Origin of the sequence: Streptococcus sp. 'group B' (assembly GCF_002073795.1) — a bacterium.
GTDB lineage: Bacteria > Bacillota > Bacilli > Lactobacillales > Streptococcaceae > Streptococcus > Streptococcus agalactiae.
On the sequence record NZ_CP020432.1, the window covers coordinates 1,627,617 to 1,639,485 of the forward strand.

Sequence of the window (11,869 nt, forward strand, 5' to 3'; positions counted from 1 at the left end):
GACAATTATTTCTTGTCTGGAATTGGTGCAAGCTGCATAAACATTTGGCGACCATCCATCTTAGCTCTTTGCTCAATAATAGCGATATCTTGTGTCGCTTCAGCAAATTCCGCCAATACCTTTGCTCCAATTTCTTTATGAGTAATCATACGTCCTTTGAATCGGATAGAAACTTTAACTTTGTTACCTTTTTCAAGGAACTTACGACCGTTACGAAGTTTTGTTTCAAAATCCCCTTTATCAATAACTGGGCTAAGACGAACTTCCTTAACAGTAACAACGCTTTGTTTTTTACGTTGTTCTTTTTGTTTCTTTTGATACTCAAATTTGAACTTACCATAGTCCATAATTTTCGCAACAGGTGGTGTAGCTTGTGGCTGAATTAAAACCAAATCAACATTAGCATCATCTGCAATTGCTTGAGCTTCAGACAATGGTTTAATACCTAATTGTTCACCCTCGAGACCAACCAGACGAACTTCACGAACGCGAATTTCATCGTTAATGAATAGATCTTTTTTAGCTATGATCTTCACCTCTTTATTTTTTTAGAGAAAAACGAAAGCGGACTTGATAAATCAAGCCCGCACATATAATCTTCCTAGATGGAATCTTGACATGTTGGGCCAGACAACCTAAGTCGCAAGGCGAGAAGTTCTCACTTCTGCTTTTCTCATTGCAACTAGTATATCATGACTAATTCTTCATGTCAATTATTTTTTCTGCTTTTTCTTGAATAAAAGTTACAACACCTTCAATTGATACTCCTGTAGTATCAAATTCAATAGCATCTTCTGCTGCCTTTAATGGTGAAACTTCTCGATGGCTATCTTTATAATCACGAGCAGCAATTTCTGATTTCAGTGTTTCAAAATCACTCTCAATGCCTTTTTCTTGATTTTCTTTAAAGCGACGCTCAGCTCTTTCATCAACAGAAGCCACTAAAAAAATCTTCAATTCTGCATCTGGCAAAACAACTGTTCCTATGTCACGACCATCCATTATAATAGCACCATCTTTGGCTATACGACGCTGCTGGTTTACTAACTCTTCTCGAATCTCTGGGATAGCAGAAACCCACGAGACATTGTTAGTAACATCGTTTTGACGGATAGCTAAAGTAACTTCTTCTGTGCCAAGAAAGACTGTCTGGCTGCCATCTTCTGCTTTACCAAAAGAAATCGGTCTTTCAGCTAGGAGTCCTAAAATTTTCGAAACATCTTGTGCTTCATATCCATGCTGTAAAGCCAGATAAGTAGCACAACGATACATAGCACCTGTATCAAGGTAAGTGTAATTCAAATTTTTAGCAATAATCTTAGCGACAGTACTTTTCCCACTTGATGCTGGTCCATCAATAGCAATATTAATTGAGTTCATAATCCTCCCCTTAATTTACAACCACAGGATCGCCTGGATTAGCATACCAATACCCTGAGGTCATATGACCAGGATTAAGTTCTTGTAAACGAGCAACTGAGATACCTGCACGAGCAGCTATGGAGGCTGCTCCCTCACCTGGTTGAACTACGATTGTTCCACCGTTTACTGAAGATGATGTCGATGTCTCACTCGAACTTGCTACTGTACTAGAAGATGTTGTTGATTTATCACTAGTTTTAGTTTTTGATGATGACGTTGTTTTCTTACTTGTAGATGCTTTTTTCGTTTTAGAACTATTAACTTTTTGACTTGAAGCACCATAAAAACCAGAAGTTTCTTTTGCTCTGTCTTCTCCTCTATTTGAAGTATAAAATACTATAAATAAAATAGCAACGACAATAACAAAGAATGCACTCAAGAAAGCGGTAATCCAAGGAGTACTTGACACCACACCTCTACTCGTTCTTGTAATTTTGTCTTTTCTATGACTATTGTTTTCCACAACTTTTTTTTCCCATGGTTTTTTCGCCATGACTTCCCCCTTGTTAATCGTATCAATAAGTATTACAATAATACTATGAAAGTTGCACTAATTCCAGAAAAATGTATTGCCTGCGGGCTTTGCCAAACATATTCAAATATTTTTGATTATCAAGATGATGGTATCGTTAAATTTTCCGATACAGATAACCTAGAAAAAGAAATTCCAAGTTCTGATCAAGATACTGTTTTAGCAGTTAAATCATGTCCCACCAAAGCTCTTACGATTTTGTAAGAGCTTTTTTATCGTAGCGATAACATTCAAAATAATCCATTTTAATCAAATTATCGAGAAGCTCCACTTCTCCCTTAAATTTAGGTTCAATAGCTAGTGCATCTAAAAAATATTTTTTAGGCCATTTTCGCATGTAAAAAATACGCTCATGGTTATTATTAAATTTGATAGTGACACTTGATTTAGTGACCTCAATTTTAGCAATATCTTCAATTGGAAACTTAGATCGTCTTAAAAAGTTAAAAGATACAATCCTAAGATATCCATCTTCTTCAATAACAAAATAGCGATGAAATCCAATGCCTACTAAAACAATAAAGATGGCAAATAGAACAAATACCTGACTCGGAATCTCAGTTCTTTCATATAGCAGAGATAAACCAATAAAAATTGGTGCAATGGCTATTGACCAATAAATAATAGCCCAAGAAAGTTCAGGTTGCCAGTGATAACGTATCTTCCCAAATAATTTTATCATTTAACCACTCCAATCTGATATTTCTTTACTAATCCTTAGCAACGATGCCTAAAATAACATCAACTGCTTTTTCCATTGTTTGTAGACTAACGAATTCAAAGCGTCCATGCATGTTTTCACCACCTGCAAAAAGATTAGGAGTAGGGATTCCCATAAAGGAAATTTTAGAGCCATCTGTACCACCACGAATCGGTTCTATGATCGGCTTGATGTCTAACTCTTCCATTACTTCTTTAGCAATGTTGATAGGTGTCATGTCTTTTTCAATAACTTTCTTCATGTTGTAATATTGATCGTATAGTTTAACCTTTACACGTTCAGATTGTAATGCTTCATTCATATTATCAGCGATAGCTTGAGCCAATTGCTTACGTTTTAAGAAATTAACTTCCTCAAAATCTCGAATGATATATGAACTTTTAGCTTGATCAACTGTTCCACTTAAATCATATAAGTGATAAAATCCTTGATAGCCATCTGTTTGTTCAGGACGTTCATTTTCTGGTAATTGACTATGAAAATCTATAGCAAGCTGTAAAGCATTAATCATTTGATTTTTTGCAGTTCCAGGGTGAACGTTTCGTCCTTCAAATGTAAGCTCCAAACCAGCTGCACTAAAGGTTTCATACTGTAATTCTCCTAGTGGTCCACCATCCACTGTATAGGCAAAATCAACATCAAAATCTTTAACATCAAATTTATCTGCACCTATACCAATTTCTTCATCTGGTCCAAAGCCAACTCTAATTTCACAGTGCTCAATTTCTGGATGCGAAGCCAAATATTCCATAGCTGTCATGATTTCTGCTATACCAGACTTATCGTCTGCTCCCAGTAAGGTTTTACCATCTGTTGTAATCAATGTTTGCCCATGGTAATTATTTAAATTTGGAAAATCTTTCGGACTTAAAATGTAACCTGAGTCTCCAAGTTCAATATCTCCACCTTTATAGTCAACAATTTGTGGAGTAATATTTTCAGCATTGAAATCAGCTGTATCCATATGGGATATAAAACCTATTTTATGGCGTAAGCGGTCGCTTGTAGCAGGTAAGGTTCCAACCAAATACCCATTAGAAGGTAAATAATGAACATCTTTTAAACCAATTGCTTCCATTTCTGGTTTTAAAACTGTTAAAGCAAAGTCAACTTGACTTTGAGTTGTTGGCGTTTGTGTACTATTAGGATTACTTCTTGTATTTATTTTGACGTATGTTAAAAATCGTTCTAAAAGCTTTTCGTAAGACATCTTTCACCTCATATTTCTCCATTTAATTATAACATAAAAATAAGCTCACTATATTGTGACTACCTTAAAATTTCACAAATAATTTTGGTCGTCAAAAAACTAGGTTAAACAATTCTGTCTAACCTATTTTTTCATTAGTTAAGGTGCAACTTTCGGCGTAAGTCTTGAGCACGACTACCAATCATCTTATCAAGTAGATGGGTGGCCAGTGCCATAAAGCCATATACCCCTAAACCTATTGCACCGATAACGATAATGTAAACTAGACTTACCAGTCTACTATCGGGTACAATAACCAGGTTCATTAACCATATTATCATAGAAATAATAAAGCTCATCAATAGCGTTAGAATAAGGACTAAAGCACTTGTACGACGAATAGCTTGGCGTTTAAATCCTGTAATTTCATGTATTTTCAAATACATAAGAATTACTGGGATACAAAGAGCTACTGTCGTTGAGAAAAGTGGTCCATAGGCATGGAAAAGGAAAATGGAGGGAACTTGTAAAATAACTTTTGCCACCAGACCATATAGGAAGTAAATAATAGCTTTACGATTTTCAAACAATGCTTGTAGCATTGGTGCTAAAACAGTATAAATAGATAAAATAATTGTTTGAATAAGAGATATGACAAAAAGCCCTAAAGCTTGTCCCTGTGGTAACCCATAAAAGACTGTATACAAAGGTTTTGCTAAAATAACGGATCCTGCAACAGCTGGCAGTAAAAACATTAGTAACATTTGTAAATTATTAACAACCAAACGAGCGGCGGCTTTTTTATCATTCTTAACAAAATTCTCTGTTAACAATGGAATACCAACTCCAGCAATTGCGGTAGCAACAGCAATTAGAATCATCGTAACTTTACCAGGGTTGCTTGAAAAGTAAGCAAACATAACCCGTAATTCTTCACTTGAATAATTCGTAAAGAGCGCCATCGTATTCCCAAATGAAAACTGATCAATCAATTTGAAAATTTGAATTGCTGCACCAGTAATAATAAAAGGGATTGCTTCCTTAACAGTCTCAATTAGGATTTCTTTAGTATCTAATTTAATGTGCTCTGGAGTTTTACTAATCAAGGCAGATAGCATATTATAACGCCATAAGAAATAAAGCAGCACAGCTATACTAGCAAACATACCGACAAAGGCGGCGAATGTTGACTGTGTCACAGCAGCAATATAATCTCCTGATCCTAGACGCATAATATAGAAAGCAGTTAATAACATCCATATGACACGTATAATCTGCTCAGCGACTTGACTAATGGCATACGGTTTTAAATTATTAAAACCTTGAAAAAAACCACGTAAAACACTCATTGAAGGAAAAACTAAAACAGCTAGAGTTAGACTACGCAATATTGGAACGAGTTCTTGCCCTCCTTTACTAAGTGAAGCAAATAGAGGTGAACCAATATACATAATTAATGCAAAAACTCCACCTAAAATCAGCATAAACTGCAAGATTTTCCGAACCAGATAAATGCTCATCTCTTCTTTACCTAAAGTGTTATACTTAGATACTTGTTTTGCAACTGCTACTGGAATTCCAACAGTTGATATCAAAAGAAATAAAGCATAGATTTCATATCCCATCCCAAATAAAGCATTTGCTTCGGCAGCATGCTTTCCCATCCAAACATACCAAGGGATAATATAGATGGCTCCCAGCAAGCGACTAATGAAATTCCCTGCTGTTAACCAAGCCGTCCCTTTGACCATTTGTTCTTGCTGACTAACTTTTGTTGTTTTTTGTGACATGGTAAACTTTCTATTTTCAATATTATTTAGCATTTAAAAGACAAAAATCTCAGAAATATCACTTTATTATAAACTTTTACCTTAGACTTGTAAAACGAGAACATAAAGTCTAAAATAAGGAGTATGATTACAATAGATAAAATTTTAGAAATTTTAAAAAATGACCATAATTTCAGAGAGATTTTGTTTCATGAGCATTATTATTATAACTGGACACAAAATGTAACTTTTAATGCCTTATCATATGATAGTCGTCAAATTTCATCTGATACTTTATTTTTTGCTAAGGGTGCCACTTTTAAAAAAGAATATCTAGATTCTGCAATCACAGCAGGCCTTTCTTTTTACGTTTCTGAGATAGATTACGGCGCCGATATTCCAGTGATATTAGTCAATGATATCAAAAAAGCCATGAGTTTGATATCTATGTCTTTCTATAATAACCCACAAAACAAACTTAAACTTCTAGCTTTTACTGGAACAAAAGGAAAAACAACTGCGGCTTACTTTGCTTATCATATGCTAAAAGTAAACCATCGTCCTGCTATGCTCTCAACTATGAACACAACATTAGATGGTAAATCTTTCTTTAAATCACATCTCACAACCCCCGAGAGTCTTGATTTATTTCGGATGATGGCTACAGCCGTTGAGAATCAAATGACACACTTAGTCATGGAAGTATCAAGCCAAGCATACCTAACCAAACGTGTTTATGGTTTAACCTTTGACGTTGGCGTTTTCTTAAATATTAGTCCCGATCATATTGGTCCTATCGAGCACCCTACATTCGAAGATTATTTTTTCCACAAACGGCTCTTGATGGAGAATAGCAATGCTGTCGTTGTAAATAGTCAGATGGATCATTTTAATATTGTCAAAGAACAGGTAGAATATATTCCTCATGATTTCTATGGAGATTATTCTGAAAATGTTATCACAGAATCACAGGCCTTTTCTTTCCATGTCAAAGGAAAGTTGGAGAACACCTACAATATCAACCTGATTGGAAAATTCAATCAAGAAAATGCTCTCGCAGCTGGACTTGCTTGTCTCCGACTTGGTGTTTCAATTGAAGATATAAAAAACGGAATTGCACAAACTACCGTCCCTGGCCGCATGGAAGTCCTAACACAAACCAACGGCGCAAAGATTTTCGTTGACTATGCCCACAACGGAGACAGTTTGAAGAAATTATTAGCTGTTGTTGAGGAACACCAAAAAGGGGATATTATATTAGTGCTCGGAGCTCCTGGTAATAAAGGTCAAAGCCGTCGTAAAGACTTCGGAGATGTCATTAATCAACATCCTAATCTACAAGTGATACTCACTGCAGATGATCCTAATTTTGAAGATCCCTTAGTTATCTCACAAGAAATCGCAAGCCATATTAATCGTCCGGTTACTATCATCATTGATCGAGAAGAAGCAATTGCTAATGCCAGTACTCTTACTAATTGCAAACTAGATGCAATTATTATCGCTGGTAAAGGGGCAGATGCTTATCAAATTATCAAAGGAAATCGTGACAATTACTCTGGAGATTTAGAAGTTGCGAAAAAATACCTTAAATGATAAAAAAAGCTAAACAATAATGATTATTGATACTATTTTGAATCATTCTAAATAATTATCATTTCGTTCACATTTTTCTTAATTAATGCTAAAAAAGGCTTTTGTAAGCCTTTTTTCTATGTTATAATGAACTTAATTTTTTGCTAGAAAGGTTCTCTATGTCTCACATAAAATCAGAAAACATTATTGTATCTTACGATCAGAAAGAAATCATCAATAATCTTTCCCTCAGTATACTTAACCAAAAAATAACAACGATTATTGGTGCCAATGGATGTGGAAAGTCTACTCTTTTGAAGGCTCTCACACGGATCCATAAAATAAAAGATGGTACTATCACTATTGATGGTCATGATATTGCACATTTACCCACAAAGGAAATTGCTAAGAAGATTGCACTTCTCCCACAGGTGTTAGAAGCAACTGAAGGGATAACAGTTTATGAACTAATATCTTATGGACGGTTCCCACACCAAAAATACCTTGGCAATTTGACAAATGATGATCGTAGTAAAATCCATTGGGCGATGGAAATGACTAACGTAGCGCAATTTGCTAATAGAGATGTTGATGACCTTTCAGGAGGTCAGAGGCAAAAAGTATGGATTGCTATGGCTTTAGCACAAGATACAGATACTATCTTTTTAGACGAACCTACAACTTATCTTGACATGAATCATCAATTAGAAGTCTTAGAATTGCTCAAAAAACTTAATAACGAAACGCAAAAAACAATTATTATGGTCCTACACGACCTAAACCTGTCTGCGCGCTATTCTGATTATCTAGTTGCAATGAAAACCGGTAAAATTATCTATGAAGGTAGTCCTAGTCAGATCATGACTAAAGATATTATCAAAGATATTTTTAAGATTGATGCTCATATCATTCAGGACCCTATTAGTAAACAACCTGTTTTGTTATCTTATCAATTATCAACTGATCAAAATTAATATTATTTAGGAGATGTTATCTTATGAAAAAAATTGGAATTATTGTCCTCACACTACTGACCTTCTTTTTGGTATCTTGCAGACAACAAACTAAAGAAGAAAGCACTAAAACAACTATTTCTAAAATGCCTAAAATTGAAGGCTTCACCTATTATGGAAAAATTCCTGAAAATCCGAAAAAAGTAATTAATTTTACATATTCTTACACTGGGTATTTATTAAAACTAGGTGTTAATGTTTCAAGTTACAGTTTAGACTTAGAAAAAGATAGCCCCGTTTTTGGTAAGCAACTGAAAGAAGCTAAAAAATTAACTGCTGATGATACAGAAGCTATTGCCGCACAAAAACCTGATTTAATCATGGTTTTCGATCAAGATCCAAACATCAATACTCTGAAAAAAATTGCACCAACTTTAGTTATTAAATATGGTGCACAAAATTATTTAGATATGATGCCAGCCTTGGGGAAAGTATTCGGTAAAGAAAAAGAAGCTAATCAGTGGGTTAGCCAATGGAAAACTAAAACTCTCGCTGCCAAAAAAGATTTACACCATATCTTAAAGCCTAACACTACTTTTACTATTATGGATTTTTATGATAAAAATATCTATTTATATGGTAATAATTTTGGACGCGGTGGAGAACTAATCTATGATTCACTAGGTTATGCTGCCCCAGAAAAAGTCAAAAAAGATGTCTTTAAAAAAGGGTGGTTTACCGTTTCGCAAGAAGCAATCGGTGATTACGTTGGAGATTATGCCCTTGTTAATATAAACAAAACGACTAAAAAAGCAGCTTCATCACTTAAAGAAAGTGATGTCTGGAAGAATTTACCAGCTGTCAAAAAAGGGCACATCATAGAAAGTAACTACGACGTGTTTTATTTCTCTGACCCTCTATCTTTAGAAGCTCAATTAAAATCATTTACAAAGGCTATCAAAGAAAATACAAATTAAAAGAAAGCTCCTCTTATGTTTAAAGCTTCAAAAAAACTCGTTCAAAAAAATAAGTCAAATCATTTTTGGCTTGTTTTTTTCATAACACTTATACTATTTCTTATTGGTTGTTACGCCAGCTTACGATTTGGTGCTATCAATTTCAAGACTAGTGATTTAATAACTGTTTTAAAAAATCCCTTAAAAAACTCTAATGCTCAGGATGTTATTTTTGACATTAGACTACCACGCATAATTGCAGCTATCTTAGTAGGTGCAGCTATGTCACAAGCAGGTGCTATTATGCAGGGAGTCACTCGAAACGCCATTGCTGATCCTGGACTACTAGGTATTAACGCCGGAGCTGGGTTAGCCCTTGTTGTTGCATATGCTTTTTTAGGGAGCATGCACTATAGTACGATTCTCATTGTCTGCTTACTAGGGTCTGTCATTTCTTGTCTTTTAGTCTTCACACTCTCTTATACAAAGCAAAAGGGTTACCACCAACTACGACTCATTTTAGCTGGAGCGATGATCTCCACACTTTTTACGTCTGTTGGACAAGTGGTTACATTATACTTTAAACTCAATCGAACTGTTATCGGTTGGCAAGCAGGTGGTTTATCCCAAATTAACTGGAAAATGCTAATCATAATAGCACCTATCATTATTTTAGGTTTACTTATTTCACAACTCCTAGCACATCAATTAACTATCTTGAGCCTTAATGAATCTGTGGCCAAAGCATTGGGACAAAAAACTCAATTAATGACTGCGTTTCTATTACTTATTGTTTTGTTTTTATCGGCTTCATCAGTCGCGTTGATAGGAACCGTTTCTTTCATTGGATTGATTATTCCACATTTTATTAAGCTTTTTATTCCCAAAGATTATCGTCTGTTATTACCTTTAATAGGATTTTCAGGGGCTACTTTCATGATCTGGGTAGACTTATCATCTCGTATTATAAATCCCCCTTCAGAGACACCAATTAGTTCTATAATCAGTATCGTAGGGCTTCCATGTTTCCTATGGTTAATTAGAAAAGGGAAAAATCTATGATTCAAAAAAATAAAGCTCCTTTTGTTTTAATATCATCTGTCATTATCCTACTATTATTAATACTAGTATCAATTTCACTTGGCTATGCTAATACTTCCGTTATTGACGTTTTAAAACTAATAAGTGGAAAATCTGATGATGCCTTCCTTTTTATCATTACTAACATTCGTTTACCTCGTATTATTGTCTGTATCTTTGGGGGAGCTTCTTTAGGAATTGCTGGGTTGCTATTACAGACATTAACCAAAAATCCACTAGCTGATTCCGGTATTCTTGGTATCAATGCTGGAGCTGGATTAGTAATCGCTCTAACCATAGGAACATTTAATGTTAGCAATCCAACTATATTATACTTTTTACCCCTATTTGCTATGTTTGGAGGGTTGGTAACTATTTTTCTTGTCTATCTTATGTCATACAGAAGAAATCACAATATTAGCCCTACACGATTAATCATCACTGGTATCGGAATATCTACAATGATTTCAGGCGTTATGATTTCTATTATTAGTCAGTCTAATAATCAAAAAATGGATATGATCGTTGAATGGCTTAGTGGAAAAATTACAATTAGTTCCTGGACTACCATTATCACTTTTATCCCGATTCTCATTTTGTTATGGGGATTAGCATATAGTCGCAGTCGCCACCTTAATATTATGAACCTAAACGAGCAGACTGCTCTCGCTCTAGGGCTTCATTTAAAAAAGGAAAGAATATATACTTTGATGCTGGCAAGTAGCCTTGCTGCTATTAGCGTCGTCTTAATTGGTAATATTACTTTTATAGGCTTACTCGCTGGGCACTTAAGTAGACGACTATTAGGAAATAACCATAAAATTATACTACCTAGCTGTCTTCTTATTGGTGCTATTATCCTATTGGTATCAGATACTATAGGTCGTCTCCTCTTAGTTGGTACAGGTATACCCACTGGATTGGTTGTATCAATAATTGGTGCCCCCTATTTTCTCTGGTTGATGACAAAAGTTGACTAAAAAAGACTGGACAAACTTCCAGTCTTTTTTTATGTTAAGTAAATCTTTAAAGCTTCAACATCAAGTTTAGCATTTAAACGATAGGTAGTATCTTGGTTTAAGCTAATATATCCAAGTAATTCTAAAGCTTGGATAAAAATATCTGTACGTTTTTGCTTAACACTATCCTTGCGAAGAAATTTCAATATAAAGCTTGACATATATTTTAAAGCATATTCCGAATTAACATCTCCTAAAAGTTGATAAAGCTTTTTTTGTTCTCTTGAAAGTGGATAACAGTTAGTTAGTTTATAGAAATAATTAGAAAGAGTCAAAGTGTTTCTTTCAAAATCTGTCTCTTCTACAAATACCAAGTGATTGGTTTGGTTATCTAAATTTGTCACAAATTTTCGCTTCTGTAATAACTGATAGATTTGACTAGCAGAATCTATGAAAACCAAATCATCTAATGCTAATCCATCCAGCGAACTCAGAAAAGGAAGATTAAGGCTGTAGCGTTTATTTTGGCGAAGGATATATCCATGATTAATATATTCTTCTAACAAACGGTCAATTTTAGAATAGTCTGTAAAGTGGGACTTTATTTGTCTTAGTGTTACATCATCATGTATCCAAAGATAGTTAATAAGCTCCTTAAAAAACTCTTGTCTTTCTAACTTTCCTGGATTAAACGTTAATATCATAAAAACGCT

Annotated in this window: 13 protein-coding genes and 1 other annotated feature; of the genes, 6 read left to right on the forward strand and 7 right to left on the reverse strand. The window is 34.6% G+C overall.

What is annotated here, in order from left to right:
• Positions 1-5 precede the first annotated feature (5 nt).
• The 3 genes from infC to A6J68_RS08520 all read right to left on the reverse strand — a co-directional run bounded on the left by infC (position 6) and on the right by A6J68_RS08520 (position 1,915).
• Positions 6-536, reverse strand: a complete 531-nt coding sequence (gene infC, locus A6J68_RS08510) for a translation initiation factor IF-3 (RefSeq protein ID WP_000691023.1) — start codon at positions 534-536, stop codon at positions 6-8.
• 14 nt (positions 537-550) lie between these two features.
• Positions 551-676: a sequence feature (ribosomal protein L20 leader region), on the reverse strand.
• A gap of 20 nt (positions 677-696) precedes the next feature.
• Complete coding sequence (gene cmk / locus A6J68_RS08515; protein ID WP_001084720.1) at positions 697-1,380, reverse strand: (d)CMP kinase; 684 nt, start codon at positions 1,378-1,380, stop codon at positions 697-699.
• A 10-nt stretch (positions 1,381-1,390) separates the two neighbouring features.
• Entirely contained in the window at positions 1,391-1,915 is a 525-nt protein-coding gene (locus tag A6J68_RS08520) for an SAG1386/EF1546 family surface-associated protein (RefSeq protein ID WP_001085534.1), read from the reverse strand.
• Positions 1,916-1,960: 45 nt separating this feature from the next.
• Between A6J68_RS08520 and A6J68_RS08525 the strand changes: the two genes are divergently transcribed.
• Positions 1,961-2,158: a ferredoxin gene (locus A6J68_RS08525; protein ID WP_000861358.1), complete on the forward strand. Its 198-nt coding sequence runs from the start codon at positions 1,961-1,963 to the stop codon at positions 2,156-2,158.
• Here the strand turns inward: A6J68_RS08525 and A6J68_RS08530 are convergent.
• The 3 genes from A6J68_RS08530 to A6J68_RS08540 form a co-directional block, all read right to left on the reverse strand.
• Complete coding sequence (locus A6J68_RS08530) at positions 2,145-2,636, reverse strand: EbsA family protein (protein ID WP_000593175.1); 492 nt, start codon at positions 2,634-2,636, stop codon at positions 2,145-2,147. The genes A6J68_RS08525 and A6J68_RS08530 overlap by 14 nt on opposite strands.
• 28 nt (positions 2,637-2,664) lie before the next feature.
• A complete protein-coding gene (gene pepT, locus A6J68_RS08535; RefSeq protein WP_000119582.1) occupies positions 2,665-3,885 on the reverse strand; it encodes a peptidase T in 1,221 nt (406 codons plus the stop codon).
• Between the two features lie 134 nt (positions 3,886-4,019).
• On the reverse strand, positions 4,020-5,654 hold the full coding sequence (locus A6J68_RS08540) for a polysaccharide biosynthesis protein (RefSeq protein WP_000080013.1): 1,635 nt from the start codon (positions 5,652-5,654) through the stop codon (positions 4,020-4,022).
• Between the two features lie 123 nt (positions 5,655-5,777).
• Between A6J68_RS08540 and A6J68_RS08545 the strand changes: the two genes are divergently transcribed.
• The 5 genes from A6J68_RS08545 to A6J68_RS08565 all read left to right on the forward strand — a co-directional run bounded on the left by A6J68_RS08545 (position 5,778) and on the right by A6J68_RS08565 (position 11,177).
• Positions 5,778-7,229, forward strand: a complete 1,452-nt coding sequence (locus tag A6J68_RS08545; RefSeq protein ID WP_000628277.1) for a UDP-N-acetylmuramoyl-L-alanyl-D-glutamate--L-lysine ligase — start codon at positions 5,778-5,780, stop codon at positions 7,227-7,229.
• Positions 7,230-7,387: 158 nt separating this feature from the next.
• A complete protein-coding gene (locus tag A6J68_RS08550; protein WP_000018278.1) occupies positions 7,388-8,182 on the forward strand; it encodes an ABC transporter ATP-binding protein in 795 nt (264 codons plus the stop codon).
• Between the two features lie 23 nt (positions 8,183-8,205).
• Entirely contained in the window at positions 8,206-9,138 is a 933-nt protein-coding gene (locus tag A6J68_RS08555) for an ABC transporter substrate-binding protein (protein WP_000719465.1), read from the forward strand.
• A gap of 15 nt (positions 9,139-9,153) precedes the next feature.
• A complete protein-coding gene (locus A6J68_RS08560) occupies positions 9,154-10,179 on the forward strand; it encodes a FecCD family ABC transporter permease (protein ID WP_000471518.1) in 1,026 nt (341 codons plus the stop codon).
• A complete protein-coding gene (locus A6J68_RS08565) occupies positions 10,176-11,177 on the forward strand; it encodes a FecCD family ABC transporter permease (protein WP_000615141.1) in 1,002 nt (333 codons plus the stop codon). Before A6J68_RS08560 ends, A6J68_RS08565 begins: the two co-directional genes overlap by 4 nt.
• Before the next feature lie 29 nt (positions 11,178-11,206).
• On the opposite strand, the gene A6J68_RS08570 is transcribed toward A6J68_RS08565, so the two are convergent.
• Positions 11,207-11,860, reverse strand: coding sequence for a DUF1803 domain-containing protein (locus A6J68_RS08570; protein WP_000604059.1), 654 nt, complete (start codon positions 11,858-11,860; stop codon positions 11,207-11,209).
• Between the last annotated feature and the right edge of the window lie 9 nt (positions 11,861-11,869).

What these genes read in the sequence shown, in the direction of transcription:
- A6J68_RS08570 (WP_000604059.1), bottom strand. Translation starts at nt 11,860, where the DNA reads ATGATATTAACGTTTAATCCAGGAAAGTTAGAAAGACAAGAGTTTTTT.
- A6J68_RS08540 (WP_000080013.1), bottom strand. Translation starts at nt 5,654, where the DNA reads ATGTCACAAAAAACAACAAAAGTTAGTCAGCAAGAACAAATGGTCAAA.
- A6J68_RS08545 (WP_000628277.1), top strand. Translation starts at nt 5,778, where the DNA reads ATGATTACAATAGATAAAATTTTAGAAATTTTAAAAAATGACCATAAT.
- cmk (WP_001084720.1), bottom strand. Translation starts at nt 1,380, where the DNA reads ATGAACTCAATTAATATTGCTATTGATGGACCAGCATCAAGTGGGAAA.
- A6J68_RS08550 (WP_000018278.1), top strand. Translation starts at nt 7,388, where the DNA reads ATGTCTCACATAAAATCAGAAAACATTATTGTATCTTACGATCAGAAA.
- A6J68_RS08555 (WP_000719465.1), top strand. Translation starts at nt 8,206, where the DNA reads ATGAAAAAAATTGGAATTATTGTCCTCACACTACTGACCTTCTTTTTG.
- A6J68_RS08530 (WP_000593175.1), bottom strand. Translation starts at nt 2,636, where the DNA reads ATGATAAAATTATTTGGGAAGATACGTTATCACTGGCAACCTGAACTT.
- pepT (WP_000119582.1), bottom strand. Translation starts at nt 3,885, where the DNA reads ATGTCTTACGAAAAGCTTTTAGAACGATTTTTAACATACGTCAAAATA.
- A6J68_RS08565 (WP_000615141.1), top strand. Translation starts at nt 10,176, where the DNA reads ATGATTCAAAAAAATAAAGCTCCTTTTGTTTTAATATCATCTGTCATT.
- A6J68_RS08525 (WP_000861358.1), top strand. Translation starts at nt 1,961, where the DNA reads ATGAAAGTTGCACTAATTCCAGAAAAATGTATTGCCTGCGGGCTTTGC.
- A6J68_RS08560 (WP_000471518.1), top strand. Translation starts at nt 9,154, where the DNA reads ATGTTTAAAGCTTCAAAAAAACTCGTTCAAAAAAATAAGTCAAATCAT.
- A6J68_RS08520 (WP_001085534.1), bottom strand. Translation starts at nt 1,915, where the DNA reads ATGGCGAAAAAACCATGGGAAAAAAAAGTTGTGGAAAACAATAGTCAT.